This window comes from Methylobacterium trifolii, from assembly GCF_022179685.1.
In the GTDB taxonomy this organism is placed as follows: domain Bacteria; phylum Pseudomonadota; class Alphaproteobacteria; order Rhizobiales; family Beijerinckiaceae; genus Methylobacterium; species Methylobacterium trifolii.
The window spans coordinates 1-18,052 of record NZ_BPRB01000140.1; the positions used below are offsets into that span (position 1 = coordinate 1).

23 protein-coding genes are annotated in these 18,052 nt (G+C 72.2%); 7 read left to right on the plus strand and 16 right to left on the minus strand.

The window, feature by feature from the left end; all coding sequences use genetic code 11:
• From COGEMETH_RS13165 to COGEMETH_RS13175, 3 genes are all read right to left on the minus strand, one after another.
• On the minus strand, window positions 1–1,467 hold a 1,467-nt coding region (locus COGEMETH_RS13165; protein ID WP_238183098.1), incomplete at its 3' end, for a pseudouridine synthase.
• 231 nt (window positions 1,468–1,698) lie between these two features.
• On the minus strand, window positions 1,699–1,875 hold the full coding sequence (locus COGEMETH_RS13170; RefSeq protein WP_238183099.1) for a DUF1328 domain-containing protein: 177 nt from the start codon (window positions 1,873–1,875) through the stop codon (window positions 1,699–1,701).
• Window positions 1,876–1,953: 78 nt separating this feature from the next.
• Window positions 1,954–2,136, minus strand: coding sequence for a CsbD family protein (locus COGEMETH_RS13175; RefSeq protein WP_238183100.1), 183 nt, complete (start codon window positions 2,134–2,136; stop codon window positions 1,954–1,956).
• 157 nt (window positions 2,137–2,293) lie between these two features.
• Between COGEMETH_RS13175 and COGEMETH_RS13180 the strand changes: the two genes are divergently transcribed.
• From COGEMETH_RS13180 to COGEMETH_RS13195, 4 genes are all read left to right on the plus strand, one after another.
• Complete coding sequence (locus COGEMETH_RS13180; protein ID WP_238183101.1) at window positions 2,294–2,830, plus strand: nucleoside deaminase; 537 nt, start codon at window positions 2,294–2,296, stop codon at window positions 2,828–2,830.
• Between the two features lie 79 nt (window positions 2,831–2,909).
• Window positions 2,910–3,614, plus strand: coding sequence for an SDR family NAD(P)-dependent oxidoreductase (locus COGEMETH_RS13185; RefSeq protein WP_238183102.1), 705 nt, complete (start codon window positions 2,910–2,912; stop codon window positions 3,612–3,614).
• A gap of 69 nt (window positions 3,615–3,683) precedes the next feature.
• A complete protein-coding gene (locus COGEMETH_RS13190) occupies window positions 3,684–4,328 on the plus strand; it encodes a DUF47 domain-containing protein (protein ID WP_238183103.1) in 645 nt (214 codons plus the stop codon).
• Between the two features lie 40 nt (window positions 4,329–4,368).
• Entirely contained in the window at window positions 4,369–5,370 is a 1,002-nt protein-coding gene (locus tag COGEMETH_RS13195) for an inorganic phosphate transporter (protein WP_238183104.1), read from the plus strand.
• Between the two features lie 37 nt (window positions 5,371–5,407).
• On the opposite strand, the gene COGEMETH_RS13200 is transcribed toward COGEMETH_RS13195, so the two are convergent.
• Window positions 5,408–6,322 (minus strand): alpha/beta fold hydrolase, encoded by a 915-nt coding sequence (locus tag COGEMETH_RS13200; protein ID WP_238183105.1) that lies wholly within the window; start codon window positions 6,320–6,322, stop codon window positions 5,408–5,410.
• Between the two features lie 157 nt (window positions 6,323–6,479).
• On the opposite strand from COGEMETH_RS13200, the gene COGEMETH_RS13205 reads away from it, so the two are divergent.
• Window positions 6,480–8,588 (plus strand): putative bifunctional diguanylate cyclase/phosphodiesterase, encoded by a 2,109-nt coding sequence (locus COGEMETH_RS13205; RefSeq protein ID WP_238183106.1) that lies wholly within the window; start codon window positions 6,480–6,482, stop codon window positions 8,586–8,588.
• Window positions 8,589–8,960: 372 nt separating this feature from the next.
• The gene (locus COGEMETH_RS13210; protein ID WP_238183107.1) at window positions 8,961–9,191 is read left to right on the plus strand and encodes a hypothetical protein; all 231 of its coding nucleotides are present in this window, start codon (window positions 8,961–8,963) and stop codon (window positions 9,189–9,191) included.
• Between the two features lie 136 nt (window positions 9,192–9,327).
• On the opposite strand, the gene ureG is transcribed toward COGEMETH_RS13210, so the two are convergent.
• The 11 genes from ureG to COGEMETH_RS13265 are packed head-to-tail and all read right to left on the minus strand — an operon-like array spanning window position 9,328 to window position 16,948.
• Entirely contained in the window at window positions 9,328–9,942 is a 615-nt protein-coding gene (gene ureG / locus COGEMETH_RS13215) for an urease accessory protein UreG (RefSeq protein ID WP_238183108.1), read from the minus strand.
• Complete coding sequence (locus tag COGEMETH_RS13220) at window positions 9,939–11,159, minus strand: aminotransferase class V-fold PLP-dependent enzyme (protein ID WP_238183109.1); 1,221 nt, start codon at window positions 11,157–11,159, stop codon at window positions 9,939–9,941. The genes ureG and COGEMETH_RS13220 overlap by 4 nt, the downstream gene beginning before the upstream one ends.
• Window positions 11,156–11,902: an urease accessory protein UreF gene (locus COGEMETH_RS13225; RefSeq protein WP_444980410.1), complete on the minus strand. Its 747-nt coding sequence runs from the start codon at window positions 11,900–11,902 to the stop codon at window positions 11,156–11,158. The genes COGEMETH_RS13220 and COGEMETH_RS13225 overlap by 4 nt, the downstream gene beginning before the upstream one ends.
• Window positions 11,823–12,326, minus strand: coding sequence for an urease accessory protein UreE (locus tag COGEMETH_RS13230; RefSeq protein WP_238183110.1), 504 nt, complete (start codon window positions 12,324–12,326; stop codon window positions 11,823–11,825). The genes COGEMETH_RS13225 and COGEMETH_RS13230 overlap by 80 nt, the downstream gene beginning before the upstream one ends.
• A complete protein-coding gene (locus COGEMETH_RS13235; protein WP_238183111.1) occupies window positions 12,323–12,820 on the minus strand; it encodes a DUF29 domain-containing protein in 498 nt (165 codons plus the stop codon). The genes COGEMETH_RS13230 and COGEMETH_RS13235 overlap by 4 nt, the downstream gene beginning before the upstream one ends.
• On the minus strand, window positions 12,817–13,278 hold the full coding sequence (locus COGEMETH_RS13240; protein WP_238183112.1) for a DUF29 domain-containing protein: 462 nt from the start codon (window positions 13,276–13,278) through the stop codon (window positions 12,817–12,819). The genes COGEMETH_RS13235 and COGEMETH_RS13240 overlap by 4 nt, the downstream gene beginning before the upstream one ends.
• Before the next feature lie 40 nt (window positions 13,279–13,318).
• Window positions 13,319–13,801 (minus strand): DUF29 domain-containing protein, encoded by a 483-nt coding sequence (locus tag COGEMETH_RS13245; RefSeq protein ID WP_238183113.1) that lies wholly within the window; start codon window positions 13,799–13,801, stop codon window positions 13,319–13,321.
• A gap of 33 nt (window positions 13,802–13,834) precedes the next feature.
• Complete coding sequence (gene ureC, locus COGEMETH_RS13250) at window positions 13,835–15,562, minus strand: urease subunit alpha (RefSeq protein ID WP_238183114.1); 1,728 nt, start codon at window positions 15,560–15,562, stop codon at window positions 13,835–13,837.
• Window positions 15,563–15,580: 18 nt separating this feature from the next.
• A complete protein-coding gene (locus COGEMETH_RS13255; RefSeq protein WP_238183115.1) occupies window positions 15,581–15,982 on the minus strand; it encodes a type II toxin-antitoxin system VapC family toxin in 402 nt (133 codons plus the stop codon).
• Complete coding sequence (locus COGEMETH_RS13260; RefSeq protein WP_238183116.1) at window positions 15,979–16,278, minus strand: AbrB/MazE/SpoVT family DNA-binding domain-containing protein; 300 nt, start codon at window positions 16,276–16,278, stop codon at window positions 15,979–15,981. The genes COGEMETH_RS13255 and COGEMETH_RS13260 overlap by 4 nt, the downstream gene beginning before the upstream one ends.
• A gap of 49 nt (window positions 16,279–16,327) precedes the next feature.
• A complete protein-coding gene (locus COGEMETH_RS13265; RefSeq protein ID WP_238183117.1) occupies window positions 16,328–16,948 on the minus strand; it encodes an urease subunit gamma in 621 nt (206 codons plus the stop codon).
• A 170-nt stretch (window positions 16,949–17,118) separates the two neighbouring features.
• On the opposite strand from COGEMETH_RS13265, the gene COGEMETH_RS13270 reads away from it, so the two are divergent.
• Window positions 17,119–17,517, plus strand: coding sequence for a BLUF domain-containing protein (locus COGEMETH_RS13270; RefSeq protein ID WP_238183118.1), 399 nt, complete (start codon window positions 17,119–17,121; stop codon window positions 17,515–17,517).
• Between the two features lie 13 nt (window positions 17,518–17,530).
• On the opposite strand, the gene COGEMETH_RS13275 is transcribed toward COGEMETH_RS13270, so the two are convergent.
• A complete protein-coding gene (locus COGEMETH_RS13275) occupies window positions 17,531–18,010 on the minus strand; it encodes a glutathione peroxidase (RefSeq protein WP_238183119.1) in 480 nt (159 codons plus the stop codon).
• Window positions 18,011–18,052: the final 42 nt, after the last annotated feature.

Here is an 18,052-nt window from a genome sequence, read left to right on the forward strand (position 1 = left end):
CACCGGGCTCTCGAAATCGACGGCCGCCTGCTCGGCCAGCCCCTTGCCGAGCTGCTCCTTGAGCACCTTGGTGCGGATCTCCTCGACGAGGCCGACCTCCAGGTCGCCGAGCTGGAACGGCCCGAAGGAGAGCCGGATCAGCCGGTTCACGGACAGCCCGAGATGCTCGAGGATGCGCTTGACCTCGCGGTTCTTGCCCTCGCGCAGGCCCAGGGTCAGCCAGAGGTTGTCCCCCTGCGTCCGGTCGAGATGGGCCTCGATCGGCCCGTACTCCATGCCGTCGATGGTGACGCCCTTGCGCAGCTTGTCGAGTTCGGCCTGGCTGGTGTCGCCCCAGGCGCGGACCCGGTAGCGGCGCAGCCAGCCGGTGTCGGGGTGGGCGATCACCTTGGCGAGGCCGCCGTCGTTGGTCAGCAGCAGCAGCCCCTCGGTGTTGATGTCGAGGCGGCCGATCGCCACCACGCGGGGCAGGTCCTCGGGCAACTCGTCGAACACGGTCTGGCGCCCCTCCGGGTCGCGCGCCGTGGTGACGAGGCCGCGGGGCTTGTGGAAGATCCAGAGCCGGGTGCGCTCGCGGACCGGCATCGGCTCGCCGTCCACCATGACCCGGTCGTCGTCGGTGACGTTGATCGCGGGCGAGTCGAGCCGCACCCCGTTCAGGGTGACGCGGCCGGCCAGGATCATCGCCTCGGCGTCCCGGCGGGAGGCGAGGCCGGCCCGCGCGATCGCCTTGGCGATGCGCTCGCCCTCGTAGCCGCCCTCGGCCGGTGCGGCCGCCTCGGCAGGCACGGGAGTCTCGGCGGGTGTCGCGGCTTCGACGGCGGGCGCGTCCACCGCGGATGCGGCGACGGCCGTGTCCGCCTCGTCCGTGTCCGTCTTATGCGCGGGCGCGGCATCGGCCGGCCGGTCCGCGACGAGCTCGGGCTCAACGGCGGGCCGGGCGGCCGGGCGGCGGCGCAGGGGTGCGTCACCGCTCCTGTCCTTGGTCGCCTCCTTGGCCGCCGCCTTCGTGGATTCCTTGGCGGGCTCCTTCGCAGCCTCCTTGGCCGGACGCGCGTTGACGTGGCGGTCCTTCGACCGGTCGGGCCGCGCGCGGGCGAGGCGCGCCCGCGGCTGCTCCTCCGGGTCGTCGGACCTGCGGTTGGCATCCGTCTCGGGAGCCCAGGACTCGGACGAGGGTTCGGCGGGGAAAGCCTCGGAGGCTGCCTCGGGTGCCGAGGCTTCGGCGGCGGAAGCGCGGGGCTTCCGCGGCTTCGGGCTCTTCGCCGCCTCGGGTGCCGCAGGCGCCTGGGCGGCCGCGGATGCCTTGTCGGCGGCGGATGCCTTGGGAGCCTTGGGGGCCTTGGGGGCCTTGGGGGCCTTGGGAACCTTGGGGGCCTTCGCTACCCGGGCCCCTTCGGGGGCCTGCGCTGCGTCGGGCCCGCGGACGGAATCGTCCGGGGTTTCGGTGGTCGGATTGTCGCTCATGAGCGAGCCCATAACAGAGCGCGCCGCCCTGCGCGAGGCGCGAGCGCGGATACGGGCCTCTTCGCGGGCCTGCGTCCCGGCGGTACGGGCCTTTCCGGGGACCATCGCAGGCGGTCGGTGTCGGCCCGGGAGACGATGGGGACCCGTCCCGAACATGCGGAAGGCGGCCCCGGAGGACCGCCTTCGCTTACGCGAGACTGATGGCAAGACTCGTGGAGTGCTCCGAGCGCGTCAGAGCCTCGGAGCCCGCCCCCGCATCACGCCGAACACGGCGGAGACGAGGAACAGGACGATCGCGACGAAGAAGACGATCTTGGCCGCCTCCATGGCGGTTCCGGCGATGCCGCCGAAGCCCAGGAGCGCCGCGACCAGCGCCACGACGAGGAAGGTGATGGCCCAACCGATCATGATGACCTCGGTGCGAGACGGGTTGTCAGACAGGCGCGGGCTGCCGGACCGGCCGGCGGCCCGGACCGGGCGGGTGGATCAGAGCTTGCTTTTCACCGCGTCCTTGGCGTCGCCCACGGTGCCCTGGGCCTTGCCCTTGAGCTCCTGGGCCGCGCCCTCGGCCTTCAGCTTGTCGCTGTCGGTGACGTTGCCGATGCCCTGCTTGGCCTTGCCGACGGCCTCGTTGGCCGCGCCCTTGATCTTGTCGGTGGTGCTGCTCATGGGAGGCTCCTCTGAGTTTTCGTGGGCGGCGGTGCCGCGTTGGAACAGGAACGGCGGCGGCCCGGGAATGTTCCGCCCATTAACATTCCCGGGCCGCGGCCGAGCCGGCGGCGGATGCCGCTATTCCCGGCCGTGACCGCGCACTAGAAACGACGCCATGCCCGATCCGATCCAGACAGCGGCGCGCGAAACCCGGGACGCTTCGCGCGAAACCCGGGACGCGGCGCGTGACATCGAAGCCGGCGCGCAAGAATGCGATCCCTTCGACCGCGCCTTCGCCGCCGCCCGGCAGGCGGCGGGGGAGGGGGAGGTGCCGGTGGGCGCCGCGATCGTGCGCGGGGGCGCCGTCATCGCGGTGGCCCACAACCGGCCCCGCGCCCTGCACGACCCGACGGCGCATGCCGAGATCCTGGCGATCCGCGCCGCTTGCGGCATCCTGCAGGACGAGCGCCTGCCGGGATGCGACCTCTACGTCACCCTGGAGCCCTGCCCGATGTGCGCGGGCGCGATCTCCTTCGCCCGCATCCGGCGGCTGTATTTCGGCGCCTCCGACCCGAAGGGCGGCGGCGTCGAGCACGGCCCCCGCATCTTCAACCAGCCGACCTGCCACCACGCGCCGGAGGTCTACGGGGGATTCCGCGAGGGGGAGGCCGCGGGGCTACTGCGGGCCTTCTTTGAAAGCCGGCGCCCGTGACCGCCCCTCGCGGCACGCGCCCCACGCGGGCATGGTGGGCGCGAGCGGGACGGGAAGAGCCCCCGAGGAGGACGAGACCATGACGCCGACCTACAAGCGGGCCCTCATCGTCGGGGCCGGCGCGGGCCTCAGCGCGTCGCTGGCCCGCCTGCTGGCGCAGGACGGCCTGAAGGTGGGGCTGGCCGCCCGCGACACGGACAAGCTCGCCGACCTCGCCCGCGACGTCGACGGGGCGGTGGAGACCTGCGACGCCACGAGCCCGGAGCAGGTCGAGGCCCTGTTCTGCGCCATGGAGACGAAGCTCGGGGGCGCCCCCGACGTGGTGGTCTACAACGCCAGCGGGCGCCTGCGCGGGCCGGTCACGGAACTCGATCCGCAGGCCGTGGCCCAGTCCCTGATGGTCTCGGCCTTCGGCGGCTTCCTGGTGGCGCAGGCCGCGGCCCGGCGCATGCTGCCCGAGCGCCACGGGGCGATCCTGCTCACGGGGGCGTCGGCCAGCGTCAAGGGCTTTGCCGGCTCGGCCCCCTTCGCCATGGGCAAGTTCGCCCTGCGGGGCTTGGCCCAGAGCCTGACCCGCGAGTTGCAGCCCCAGGGCATCCACGTGGCCCACTTCGTCATCGACGGGGCGATCCGGAACCCGCGCCGCTGGGGCGAGGCCCTCGACGCCCCCGACAGCCACCTCGATCCCGGCGCCATCGCCGCGAGCTACCGCGCCGTCCTGCGCCAGGACCGCAGCGCCTGGACCTCCGAGCTGGAGTTGCGCCCCTGGGTCGAGCGCTTCTGATTTCTTTTGGCTGTCCCCGATTCTTTTCCGGCACCGGGCGTTGAGTCCGCAAACAGCGAGGGCCTTCGCATGATGGGCTGGTTTCGGGCCTTGATGCCCCGCGAGGACCGCTTCTTCGACCTGTTCGACCGGCATTCGGCCACGCTGGTGGCGGGCGCCGAGGCGCTGCGGGCCCTGCTCGACGGCGGCGAGGGGGTGGCGCGCTACGGCCGGATCATCGTCGAGCGCGAGGCGGAGGCCGACGCCATCACCCGCGAGGTGCTGCTGGCCGTGCGCCGCAGCTTCATCACCCCCTTCGACCGCGGCGACATCAAGGACCTGATCCAGTCGATGGACGACGCCATCGACCAGATGCAGAAGACGGTGAAGACCATCGAACTCTACGACATCCGCAGCTTCGAGCCGCGGATGCGCGAGATGGGCGACACCGTGGTCGAGGCGGCCAAGCTCACGGCGCAGGCCGTGCCCCTGCTCAGCGGCATCGGCACCCACGCGGCGACGCTCGCCGGCCTCACCGAGGAGGTCACCCGCGTCGAGGGCCGCTCCGACGACCTGCACGACGAGGGCCTCAAGGAACTCTTCCGCACCCACGGCCGCAGCGACCCGATGAGCTACCTGATCGGCCGCGAGATCTACGAGCACCTGGAGAAGGTGGTGGACCGCTTCGAGGACGTGGCCAACGAGATCAGCGGCATCGTCATCGAGAACGTGTGATGCACCAGCCCTCCCTCACGAGCACGCGGAGCGCAGGCCGATGACCGCCCTCGCGCTGCCCTGGCTCTTCGGCCTGATCGCCGTCGCCCTGTTCTTCGACTTCCTGAACGGCCTGCACGACGCGGCCAACTCCATCGCCACCATCGTCTCCACGCGGGTGCTGCGCCCGCGCTACGCCGTGCTCTGGGCCGCCTTCTTCAACTTCATCGCCTTCCTGTTCTTCGGGCTCCACGTGGCGCAGACGCTCGGCACCGGCATCGTGGATGCCAGCATCGTCGACGCCCGCGTGATCTTCGCCGCGCTGGTCGGCGCGATCAGCTGGAACATCGCCACCTGGGTGCTCGGCATCCCGTCGAGTTCCTCCCACGCGCTGGTGGGCGGCCTCGTCGGGGCGGGGCTGGCCAAGGCCGGCCTCTCGGTGGTGGTCTGGGGGGGCCTGGGCAAGACGGTCGCCGCGATCGTGCTGTCGCCGCTGCTCGGCTTCCTGCTCGCCCTGGTGCTGGTGCTGGCGGTCTCGTGGCTCTGCGTGCGGGCCACGCCGTTCGCCGTCGACCGGAGCTTCCGCGTGCTCCAGTTCGTCTCGGCCTCCCTCTACTCCCTCGGACACGGGGGCAACGACGCGCAGAAGACCATGGGCATCATCGCGGTGCTGCTCTACTCGCAAGGCCTGCTCGGGGGCGAGTTCCACGTGCCCCTCTGGGTGGTGCTCGCCTGCCAGACGGCGATGGCGCTCGGCACCCTGTTCGGGGGCTGGCGCATCGTCCACACGATGGGCTCCAAGATCACGCGATTGAACCCGATGCAGGGCTTCTGCGCCGAGACCGGCGGGGCGATCACCCTGTTCGCCGCGACCTGGCTCGGGGTCCCGGTCTCGACCACCCACACCATCACCGGCGCCATCGTCGGGGTGGGCGCGGCCCGGCGCGCCTCGGCCGTGCGCTGGGGCATCGCCGGCGACATCGTCGTGGCCTGGGTGCTGACGATGCCGGCCGCCGGCCTGATCGGGGCAGGCTGCTACGGGCTCACGGCGCTGTTCGGGTGAGGCGGCCGGGGCCGGCCGCCGGCCCCGTCGTGCGGGCTCAGCCCGCCAGGAAGCGTCGCAGGGCTGCATGCGTCTCGGCCGCGTTCTCCTCCGCCAGGAAATGGCCCCCGTCGATCTCGGCGCCCTGTGCCTGCGGGGCGAAGGTCCGCTGCCAGGCGGAGAGCGCCGTCTCGGCCTTGCCGTGGTCGAGGTAGGCCCGGCTCGCCAGCACCAGGACCGGCATCGGCAGGGTGCGCCCCGCGGTCAGGTCGGCCGCGTCCGCCTCCCGGTCGGGGCCGGCCCCGGCGCGGTAATCCTCGCACAGGGCGTGGATGCGCTCGGGCACGCCCCAGGCCTGCCGGTAGAGATGGAGCGCGCGCGGGTCGAAGGCGGAGAGGTCCTTCCTCTGCGTCCAGTCGCGCAGCAGGCCCTCGAAATACCCGTCCGGGTCCCGGGCGATCGCCTCCTCGGGGCCGGGCGCCGGCCCGGCGAGGAACGGCCAGTGCGGGTTCAGGCCGGGCTGCGCCTCGATGCGCTCCCACTGGGTCAGGGTCGGCACGATGTCGAGGAGGGCGAGGCGCGAGACCCGGCCGGGCTCGTCCAGCGCCATCCGGTAGGCCACGCGCCCGCCCCGGTCGTGGCCGGCGACCGCGAAGTGGACGTGGCCGATCCGCTCCATCAGGGCGACGACCTCGCGGCCGAGGGTGCGCTTGGCGTAGACCGCGTGCGCCGGATCGCCCGTCGGCGCCGCAGACCAGCCGTAGCCCTTCAGGTCGAGGCAGATCACCCGGTGGGTCCGCGCCAGGTCCGGGGCGACGCGGTGCCACATCGCATGGCTTTGCGGGAATCCGTGCAGGAGCAGGAGGGGCGGGGCGTCGGACGCGCCCCCGGCCCTGGCGAAGGCCTTGCCCCAGGGCGCCTCGATCCAGAGGGCTTCGAAGCCCGGAAACAGGTCTGCGGCGGCGTCGGCCATTAAGGAACTCCTTGCACCGGCCACGATCGGGCGGATCGATCCGCGCGGCGGCCACGCGATGGGAACGCCTCCCCCCCGGGCCCGGTGCCGGCCGCGGGGATTGAGAGGATTCTTAATGTCTGCACCGGAAGATCACGGCTTCATCGTCGGTGATCGAATGCCCGCAGAACTTCCCGAAGACCTCGTGCAGGTCGACCCGGACTGGATCTGGGAGACCGACGCGGACCAGCGCTTCGTCTTCCTCTCGCCCCAGGCGGAACGCTTCCTCGGCCGCGGCGTCGAGGCGCTGATCGGCCGGGCCCGGTCCGCGATCGCCACGAACGGAGAGGATGCCGGCTTCTGGACGCCCTACCGGGACGCCCTGGCCGAACGGCGGGCATTCACGGACTTCCTCTATCCCTACCACCACCCGGACGGCCGGACGCGCTGGTTCCGGATCAGCGGCGAGCCGGTCTATTCGGAGGACGGGGCGTTCCGCGGGCACAGGGGCATCGGCACCGACGTCAGCACGGAGGGCCGGGCGCGCGCGGCTCTCGCCGGGGCGCTCGCGGACCTGCGCAGCTCGAACGCGCAGCTCCTGGAGCAGAACCGGCGCTTCGACGCGGCGCTCGGCAACATGACCCAGGGCCTGTGCCTGTTCGACGACGCGGCCCGCCTGGTCGTCTACAACCAGCGCTATTGCGAGATCTTCGGCATCGCGCCCGAGACGCTCCGCCTCGGCATGAGCCAGCGCGAGATCTGCGAGGGCCTCGTGGCGCGCGGCTGCTACCAGCGCGGCACCAGCGTCGACGCCCTGTGCGAGGGCACCCGCCTCGCGCTGCTCGCTCCCGAGCCGGTGCCGAGCCACCGGGAACTCGCCGACGGGCGGGTGCTGGCCGTCTGCTATCGCACGATCGAGGGCGGCGGCTGGGTCTCGACCTTCGAGGACATCACCGAGCGGCGGCGCAACGAGGCGCGCATCGCCCACATGGCGCGCCACGACGGCCTCACCGACCTGCCCAACCGCGCGGCCCTGCGCGAGCACGGCCTGGACATGCTGGGCCAGGGCAGGGGGGACGATCCGAAGAAGGCCCGGCTGGCCCTGCTCTGCCTCGACCTCGACCGCTTCAAGGCCGTCAACGACACCCACGGCCACGGGGGCGGCGACACCCTGCTGCGCGCCGTGGCCCAGCGCCTGTGCGACAACGTGCGCGTCGGCGACCTCGTGGCGCGCCTCGGCGGCGACGAGTTCGCGGTGCTGCACCGGGTGGGCGACGAGGCCGGCGCGATGGCGCTGGCCCAGCGCCTGATCGCCACCGTGAGCGCCCCCTACCTGATCGACGGCTGCGCCGTCGAGATCGGCATGAGCGTCGGCGTCGCCATGGCGGACGAGGCCGCCGACGACATCGACCGCCTGCTCAAGAGCGCCGACATGGCCCTCTACCACGCCAAGAACGCGGGCCGCGGCCAGGCCTGCCTGTTCGAGGCGGCGATGGACGAGACGGCCCAGGCCCGGCGCGTCCTCGAGCGGGAACTCGCCGAGGCCCTGAGCCAGGGCAGCTTCGAGCTGCACTACCAGCCCCTGGTCGACCTCGGCAGCGACCGGGTGACGGGCCTGGAGGCCCTGGTGCGCTGGCGCCATCCCGAACTCGGCCTGGTCTCGCCGGCGACCTTCATCCCCGTCGCGGAGGAGACCGGGCTGATCGTGGGCCTGGGCGCCTGGGTGCTGAACCAGGCCTGCCGGGACGCGGCGGCCTGGCCCGCCGACGTGAAGGTCGCGGTCAACGTCTCCGCCGTGCAGCTGCGCCACCGCACCTTCGCGCAGGTGGTGCTGCTGGCGCTGGCCGCCAGCGGCCTGCGGCCGGAACGGCTGGAACTGGAGATCACCGAGAGCGTGCTGCTCGACGACACCGAGGCGAACCTCGAGACCCTGCACCTCCTGCGCCGGGCCGGCATCCGCATCTCGATGGACGATTTCGGCACGGGCTACTCCTCCCTGAGCTACCTGCGCCGCTTCCCCTTCGACAAGATCAAGATCGACCGCTCCTTCGTGAAGGATGCCGGGCAGGCGACGGAAGCCGGCGCGATCATCCGGGCCCTGGTCGGCTTAGGGGGCAGCCTCGGCATCACCACGGTGGTGGAGGGCGTGGAGACCGAGGCGCAGCTCGCCGCCGTGCGCGCCGAGGGCTGCCAGGAGATGCAGGGGTTCCTGTTCAGCCCGCCGCGCCCCATCGGCGAGATCCGGCAGATGCTGGCGGAGCGGGACCGGACGACCAAGGCGGCCTGAACCCGCTTCGGCCGGTGGACGGGTCAGCCGATCTGGCTGACCAGGGTCACGGCCCCGAAGATCAGCACGGACAGCACCACGGCGGCCAGGAGGATCAGGGCCGCCCGCGAGTCCCGCAATTCCGGCGCCATGCCACCTCCGCCCTGCGGCCCGCCCGGCCGCGCTCGCGGGAACCTCGCATCGATCCGCGCGCCTGTCGAGACGGCGGGCGCGCCCTGCCGGCGATCCGCGGCGCGGCCTCGCCCCGGGCGGCGGGTGCGCTAGCGCACGGATCGCGGAGCCGGCTCGGCTTAGCTTAACCGTCAGGGGGTCAGACTGGTCGGCAGCGGCGGCACGCCGGTGACCGGCCGCGCCCGCACAGGGGTCACGACCATGACGACAGATCTGCGCAGCCTCTCCCTCGGCCTCCTCGTCGCCCTCGCCCTGCCGGCCGTCTCGGCCGAGGCGCGGGACCTCCGCAAGGTCGTGGACAAGCCCCAGGCCCGCGCCACGCTGGCGGCCTCGCAGGGCTTCTCGGACCGGATGAGCCGGCTGGACGCCCTGATGGGCGGCGCCCCCACGGCGCGTCCCGCCCGTGCGCGCTCGGCCAACGCCGAGCAGTAATACTCGACGGCCGCCGACTACGACTCGTCTGCCCTCGCCCGTCGGCAAACGCGCATGCGCGCCGCCGCGCGTGCGGCGGACAGGCCTTTGATCGGTCAGGGTCGAAGGCCGCTGGTATAGGGCCGGGGGCTCTGCCTCAGCCCAGGCCGCCGGCCTCCTCGACGAAGCGGGCGATCCTGTCCGCGCCGTGCCCTTCGCGCAGCGAGGCGAACACGTAGGGCCGGCTGCCCCGCATGCGCCGCGTGTCGGCCTCCATCACCGAAAGGTCGGCGCCCACGAAAGGCGCGAGGTCGGTCTTGTTGACGACGAGCAGGTCCGAGCGGGTGATGCCGGGGCCGCCCTTGCGCGGGATCTTCTCGCCGCCCGCCACGTCGATGACGTAGAGGGTGAGGTCGGCCAGTTCCGGCGAGAAGGTCGCGGCCAGGTTGTCGCCGCCGGATTCGATCAGCACGAGGTCGAGCTTCGGGAATCTCCGGCGCATCTCGGCCACCGCCGCGAGGTTGATCGAGGCGTCCTCGCGGATCGCCGTGTGCGGGCAGCCCCCGGTCTCGACTCCCAGGATGCGCTCCTCGGGCAGGGCGCCGGCCACGGTGAGGATGCGCGCGTCCTCCTTGGTGTAGATGTCGTTGGTGATGGCGCAGATCTCGTAGCGGTCGCGAAAGCGCTTGCAGAGCTGCTCCATCAGCGCGGTCTTGCCGGAGCCGACCGGGCCGCCGATGCCGACGCGCAGGGGACCGTTGGCTGACGTCATGGGGCGAAACCTCCTCGGGATGGGGCGGGCAGCGGGAGCCGGGCAAGGACGGAAAGCGCCTGCGCGATCTCGTCCTCGCCGTTGTAGTAGTGCGGCGAGATCCGCACGAGGGGCGGGAGCCTGCGCGCCTGCGCGTCGAGCGGTGCGGCCGAGGGCAGCGAGACGCCGACCGCGATCCCGGCCGTCGAGAACGCCGCACGCACCGCCTCCGCCGACCGGCCCTCCAGCGTACAGGTGACGAGGCTGGCCGGATCGGGGCCGAGATCGTGCAGGCGGATGCCGGGCAGGGCGGCGAGCCCGGCCCGCAGCTGCCCCGACAGCACCCGGCAGCGGCGCGCGATCCGATCCAGGCCCAGCCCCAGGGCGTAATCCACCGCCGCGCCCAGCCCCAGGCGTCCGGCGCGGCTGTGCTCGTAGGTCTCGAAGCGGCGCGCGTCGGGCCGCAGGGCATAGCCGTCCGCCCCGGTGAGGGGTGCGCCGAAATGGTCGAGCATGGCCGGCTCCAGCCGGTCGAGCCACGGGCGCCGGACGTAGAGGAAGCCGGTGCCGCGCGGCCCCCGCAGGAACTTCCGCCCCGTGGCCGCGAGCATGTCGCAGCCGAGTTCCCCGACGTCGACCGGCCGCTGGCCGAGGGCCTGGCAGGCATCGAGCAGGAACGGCACCCCGTGCGCGCGGGCGATCCGCCCGATCCCGGCGACGGGGTTCACCAGGCCCCCGTTCGAGGGGATCGTGGGCGCCGCGATCAGCCGCACCCGGCGGTCGACCATCCGCTCCAGGGCCCCGAGGTCGAGCCGGCCGTCCCCGGCGCTCGGCACGGTCTCGATGCACGCGCCGGTGTGCCGCGCCACCTGCATCAGGGCGACGACGTTGGCGCCGTACTCCGCGCGCGCCACCAGGATGCGGTCGCCGGGGGCGAAGGTCCGGGCCAGGGCATGGAACGCCATCTGCCAGGCGCGGGTGGCGCTCTCGGTGAGGGCGATCTCGTCGGGCTCGGCCCCGATCAACCGGGCGACGCTGTCGTAGACCGCCTCGAGGCGGGCCGCCGCGCGCTCGGCCGCCCCGTGGCCGCCATGGGCCGCTTCGAGGTCGAGGTAGCCCCGCATGGCGTCGAGCACCGGCTCGGGCATCAGCGCCGCGCCGGCGTTGTTGAGGTGGATGCCGTGGCGCGTGCCCGGCGTCTCGGCCCGAAGGCGGGCGAGGTCGAGGGCCGCGCTCACGAGCGGAAGATCCGCGAATACTGCGTCTCGTGCCGGAAGGAGCCGAGATCGAGGCGCAGCGTCGCCGAGCCGATGGCGTCGAGGTCGGCCGTACCCGTCGCCTCGGCGAGCGCCGCGACGCGGGGGGCGAGCGCGGCCACGACCCGCGTGCCGGCCCCCTGGCCGATGGGCGCCGCCCGCAGAGCCGCCGAGACCAGGTTCTGGACGAAGGCCAGCCCGTAGCCGGCCAGCATCGCGGCCGGCGCCATGCCGTGGGCGCCGGCCGCCGCGCCGACCGCGACCGGATAGGCGACCTCGCCCGCCAGCTCCCCGGAGAGCGCCGTCAGGGCCGGGCAGGGCCAGGCAGCGCACGTCGCGTCGAGGAAGCTGCGGCCCTGCTGGGCGGTCTCGAGGTGGAGCTCGCGCGAGGGCGCCAGCGCCAGGGCGAGGTCGTTGACGGCGGCGAGCCCCGGCCCGTCGCCGGCCACGGCCGCCCGGTGGGCGTGGGCTGCCAGGATCATGTCGTTGCGCAGCGACCCCCGCTCGGCCACGTCCGCGAGCCAATCCGAGAAGCCCGCCTCGTCGCGGACCTGGCCCGCCTCCACCGCCCATTCGAGGCCGTGCGAGTAGGCGTAGGCCCCGACCGGATAGCCCGGCGAGAGCCACGCCATCAGCCGGAGCGCCTCAATCATGGTCGTGGTGGTGGCCGCCGTGATGGTCGTGGTCGTGACGGTGGTGGCCGTGCCCCGCCGCCGCCCCGGCATAGGCCCCGCCCTCCGGCCGGAATGGGCGCTCCACCGGCTCGGCGCTGCCGCCCAACCCACGCACCATCTCGGCCAGGACGTGGTCGTGGACGATGAACACCGCCTCGTCCCCGATCTCGGCCGGGATGTGCCGGTTGCCGATGTGCCAGATCAGGCGCTTGAGGGCGCGGGCATCCTCCGCGCGGATCTCCAGCAGGCGCTCGGGCGCCGCCTCGACCCAGACGAGGCGTCCGTCCTCCAGGGCGAGGGCGTCGCCGTCCTCCAGCACGCTCGCCTCGGGCAGGTCGAGGAGGAAGGCCAGCCCGCCGACGCCCCGCATCGCCACGCGGCGGCGGTGGCGGTCGCCGTGGTCGAGGACGACGCGGTCGACGATCTCGCCGGCCCCGAGGGCGTCGGCGCGGATCAGGCGGGTGGCGCGGATCATCGGCTCTTCCACCAGCCGGCGCCGCGGACCGCGTCGTCGCCGTAGGGATCGGGGTAGAGTCCGGCCGTCAGGATCTCGTCCGGGGTGAAGGGGCAGGCGGCCGAAAAGCTCTCGTCGAACAGGGCGCTCTCCAGCACGGCCCGGGCCCTGGCGGCGGGGTAGCCCTCGGCGACGAGGTTCGGGACGGCGGCGGCGAGGCTCGGGTTGTCCCTCAGGAGCCGCTCGACCCGATGCCGCTGCGCGTCGATGGTCGCCGCCCAGCCCCGGCAGCGCAGGTCGACCTGCTGCGCCCAGCGCAGGAGGCCGGTGAGGATGACCTGGAGGCGTTCGCGCAACTCGCGCCGCTCGCGCGATGCGAGCCCGGCCACGACCTCGGAGAGACGGTCGTGGTCGAGATCGTCGAAGCGCCCCTCGTGCAGGGCGCGCACCTGCGCCTCCGCCCAGGCGCTCAGGTCGGCGGCGTAGAGGTCGTTGCGGAGAATCGCCCTGCTCATTCGGGCTCGAAGCCGGCGTCGAGGATCTGGGCCAGGGTGAAGGGGCAGTCCTGCGGGAAGCGGGCCGCGTCGAGCTGGGTCTCGTCGCAGGCCAGACGGACCGCGTCGCGATAGGTCTCGGCCAGCACCTCGGCGGGATAGGCGCGCAGGCTCGGGTTGCGCGCGATGCGCTGCGCGATCTCCCGGCGCTGGTTCCGCAAGGTCCTGCGCCAACTCGGCGAGGCCCGCTCCGGCTGCACGCGGAACTTGAGGAGATGCGCGATCAGGACCTCCAGGTGGGAGCGGATCGCGTGCCGCTGGCTCCGGCCCAAGGACTCCACCTCGTCGATCAGGTTGCCGACATCGAGCGCGGCCCGGTCCCTGGCGGACAGGGCGCGCGCCTGGGACCGCGCCCAGCCGTAGAAATCCGTCCCGTACAGGTTGTCGGCCGGGGGCGGCATCCGTGCAAGCTTCGGCATCGCGGGCCTCCGCCGTTCGATCACGCTGTCGTCGCCATTATCAGACGACCTCCCGCTCGGGCGCTCCGGGATAGTAGGACGCGTCGAGGATCTGCCCGATCGCGTAGGGGCAGTCCGCGGGAAAGGCGCCGTCCGGCAGCCCGGTGTCGTCGGCGGCCCGGACCCGGGCGAGGCGGTAGGCCTTGCCCAGGACGGCCTCGGGCCAGGGTTTCAGGCTCGGGCTCACTTCGATCAATCCCTCGATCTGCAGCCGCTGCTCCATGAGGGTGGCGCGCCAGCCGTATTTCCGCTTCTCGGGCTGGTATTCCCATTTCAGGAGATGCGCGATCAGCACGGCCAGCCGGCTGCGGATCTCGGACTTCTGGGACGCGCCCACGCTCGCGATCTCCTCGGCCAGGTTCGCGACGTCGATCTCCTGCCGGCGGCCGGCCCGCAGCAGGGCGGCCTGCGCCTCCGCCCAGAGATACAGGTCGGTTCCGTACGGGCTTTCCGCCGGGGGCGGCATCCGTGCAAGCTTCGGCATCGCGGGCCTCGCCTCCTTGCGCCCGATCCTACCTCAAAACAGGAAGTAGCGCTGCGCCATCGGCAGCACGTCCGCCGGCTCGCAGACCAGCAACTCGCCGTCGGCGCGCACGTCGTAGGTCTCGGAATCCACCTCGATCACCGGGGTGGCGTCGTTGAGGATCATGCTCTTCTTGCCGATCCCGCCGCGCACGTTCTCCACCGCGACCAGTTGCTTCTGCACGCCGAGCTTCTCTCGCAATCCGTCCTCCACCGCCGCCTTCGAGACGAAGGTCAGGGCGGTGGCGTAGGGCGCGCGGCCGTAGGCGCCGAACATCGGGCGGTAATGCACCGGCTGGGGCGTCGGGATCGAGGCGTTGGGGTCGCCCATGGGAGCGGCCGCGATCATGCCGCCCTTGAGCACCAGGTCCGGCTTCACCCCGAAGAAGGCGGGGCTCCAGAGCACGAGGTCGGCGAGCTTTCCGGGCTCCACCGAGCCGATATGCCGCGAGACCCCGTGCGCGATGGCCGGGTTGATCGTGTACTTGGCCACGTAGCGGCGCGCCCGCAGGTTGTCGGTGCCCGACGCGTCGCCGGCGAGCGCCCCGCGCTGGCGCTTCATCTTGTCGGCCGTCTGCCAGGTGCGGATGACGACCTCGCCGACCCGGCCCATGGCCTGGCTGTCCGAGGACATCATCGAGAGGGCGCCGAGGTCGTGCAGGATGTCCTCGGCCGCGATCGTCTCCTTGCGGATGCGGCTCTCGGCGAAGGCGAGGTCCTCGGGAATCGACGGGTCGAGGTGGTGGCACACCATCAGCATGTCGAGATGCTCGTCGATGGTGTTCTTCGTGTAGGGCCGCGTCGGGTTGGTGGACGACGGGAGCACGTTGGGCAGGCCCGCGACCTTGATGATGTCGGGCGCGTGCCCGCCGCCCGCGCCCTCCGTGTGGAAGGCGTGGATGGTGCGGCCGGCAAACGCCGCGATCGTGTCCTCGACGAAGCCGGATTCGTTCAGGGTATCGGTGTGGATCATCACCTGCACGTCGTGCAGGTCGGCCACCGAGAGGCAGGTGTCGATGGCCGCCGGCGTCGTGCCCCAGTCCTCGTGAAGCTTGAGGGCGCAGGCGCCCGCCCGCACCATCTCGACGAGCGATTCGGGGCGCGAGGCGTTGCCCTTGCCGGCGAAGGCCAGGTTCATGGGGAAGTTGTCCGCCGCCTCGATCATCCGGGCGATGTGCCAGGGGCCGGGCGTGCAGGTGGTGGCGAACGTCCCGTGCGCCGGCCCCGTCCCGCCGCCGAGCATGGTGGTGACGCCTGAGCACAACGCCTCCTCGATCTGCTGCGGGCAGATGAAGTGGATGTGGCTGTCGAAGCCGCCGGCCGTGAGGATCTTGCCCTCGCCCGCGATCACCTCCGTGCCCGGCCCCACGACGATGTCGACGTTGGGCTGAACGTCCGGGTTGCCGGCCTTGCCGAGCCTGTGGATGCGGCCGCCCACGATTCCGACGTCGCACTTCACGATTCCCCAATGGTCGAGGACGACCGCGTTGGTGATCACCGTGTCCACCGCCCCGTCGCGGTTGGTCACCTGCGACTGCCCCATCCCGTCGCGGATGACCTTGCCGCCGCCGAACTTCACCTCCTCTCCGTAGGTGGTGAAGTCGCGCTCCACCGTGATCTCGAGGCTCGTGTCGGCGAGCCGGATGCGGTCGCCGGTCGTCGGGCCGAACATGTCGGCATAGGCGGCGCGGGGGAGGCTTGCGGGCTTGGGGGTGTTGGCCATGCGGCCCTCCCGGCTCTGTCAGTTGGTCGGTAGCGAGAAGCCCGGTCCGGCAGCCGCCGTCTCGTCGAAGGTCAGCGTCGTCGTGGCGCCCGCGGCCCGGTTCAGGTGTCCGATGAGGTAATCCTGAAAGTCCGCCTTGCCCCGGCGCCAATCCGTGATCGCGGCGGTGACGGCGGCCGGGTCGGTGAAGGCGACGTGCGGAGAGGCCGCGAGCACGTCGAGCAGCGCGAGGATAGCAGGTTTCTCGAAGCGTTCTCGGCGCGCCAGGGTCCAGACGAACTCGACCAGGACCACCGGATTGACGAGGGCAGGCTCCACCAGCCGCCGTCCATCGAGCAGGAAGGCTGTCGCCTTCGGGGATTGCACGTCATCGTCCTGCAAGGTGTGGCGAAGCAGGACGTTCGTGTCGACCCCGATCATCGCCGCGTTTTCGTGCGCTCGTCGTCCGCCACGAGGTAGTCGCCGATCGGATCACAGGACGGGTCGGCGCCACGCGTCCGGAGCGCATGACGGGCGATGGCTTGCATGAGCGCCAGATCGTCGGAACCGGAGGGGCGCACCACGCGGCTCGCCGGGCCGGGCCGCAGCCGAACCTGTCCGGCCGCGTCCTGATCGAACACGAGCGTGTCGCCGGGCTTCACGTTCAGGGCTGCACGCAGGTGTACCGGTACCGTCACCTGCCCCTCGGCCGACAGAGTCGCTTCGAACGTCGCCACGACCGATCTCCTCGATACTGCGTCCCGATATAAGGCATCCGGCGCCCGATCACAGCGTGCCCATCACCTCACCCCGGAACCCGTACACCGTGCGCCCGCCGGAAAGCGGCACCAGGGCCACCGCCCGCGTCGAGCCGGGCTCGAAGCGCACCGCCGTGCCCGGCGCGATGTCGAGGCGCTGGCCCCGCGCCTTGTCGCGCGCGAACACCAGGCCCGGGTTGACCTCGTAGAAGTGGTAGTGCGAGCCGACCTGGATCGGCCGGTCGCCGGTGTTGGCGACCTCGATCACGGTGCGCTCGGCGCCCGCGTTGAACAGGATCTCGCCCGGCAGGGTCGTCACCGTGCCCGGCACGTCGGGGGAGGGGGCGCCGCGGATCGGGTGGTGCACGGTGACGAGCTTGGTGCCGTCGGGGAAGGTCGCCTCGACCTGGATGTCGTGGATCATCTCCGCGATTCCCGGCATCACCTGGTCGGCGGTGAGCACGGTGCCGCCCGCCTGCATCAGCTCGGCCACCGAGCGCCCGTCGCGCGCGCCCTCGACCACGAAGTCGGTGATGAGCGCCACCGCCTCCGGGTGGTTGAGCTTCACGCCCCGCGCCAGCCGGTTGCGCGCCACCTGCGCCGCCATGGCGATGAGGAGCTTGTCCTTTTCGCGGGGAGTCAGGAGCATGGGGCCTCGCGCGGCATCGGTTGCGGGGCGGCAGCAAGGATCATGCTGGGGCGGGGGTCAAGCCCGGCCGGAACGTTGCCATCCGGGACCGGGGAAGACGATCTTACCGGCTCGACTTGCCCGCGGCCCGCGCGTAGCGTTCTCCGAAAGGACAGGGGGAGCATAAGGCCATGGATCTCCAGCGACTGATCTACGCCTCGCGGCCTTTCGGATTCGATCAGGCCATGCTCAACGGCATCCTGATCGAGGCCCGGCGCTGCAACGCGCGGGACGGCATCACCGGCGCCCTGATCTGCCGGGCGGACCTCTACCTCCAACTGCTCGAAGGCCCCGCCGCGGCCCTCGAGTCCGTCTACGCCCGGATCGCGCGCGACGACCGCCACGTCGAGGTCACGCGGCTGCTGCACGAGCCCGCCACGGAGCGCCTCTTCCCCGACTGGGCCATGCGGGACGATCCGGCGCGCTCCTGGATGTGGACCCAGGCCGAGGTCGCAGACGGTGCGGTCGCGCGCGCCTCGCGCGACGACCTGCTCGGCGTCTTCGCCCGGCTGGCTGCCGAGCCGGCGTGATCGGCGGGCGAGCCTAGAGGGCGTCCGCCACCGCCCCCTCCAGCGCCGCGGGCTTCGCGGACGGGGGGAAGCGCCGGACCACCCGCCCGTCGCGCCCGACCAGAAACTTCGTGAAATTCCACTTGATGCCGGGCAATCCCAGAAACCCGGGTTTCTCCCGCTTGAGGTGGACGTAGAGCGGGTCGGCGTCCTTGCCGTTCACGGCGACCTTGGCCATCAGCGGGAAGGTCACGTCGTAGGTCAGCGAGCAGAAACGGGCGATCTCGGCGGCATCCCCCGGTTCCTGGGCGCCGAACTGGTTGCAGGGGAAGCCCAGCACCACGAGGCCGGCCTCGCGGTGGCGGCGCCAGAGGGCCTCCAGCCCCTGGTATTGCGGGGTGAAGCCGCATTTCGAGGCCGTGTTGACGACGAGCATCACCTGGCCCCGGTACTGCGCCAGGGGGTGCGGGGTGCCGTCCGCGGCAATGGGCGTGAAGTGGTGGATGCTCGGCATCGGGGAGGGGTCCTGTGGGGCTCTCCCTCTCCCCTCTGCGGG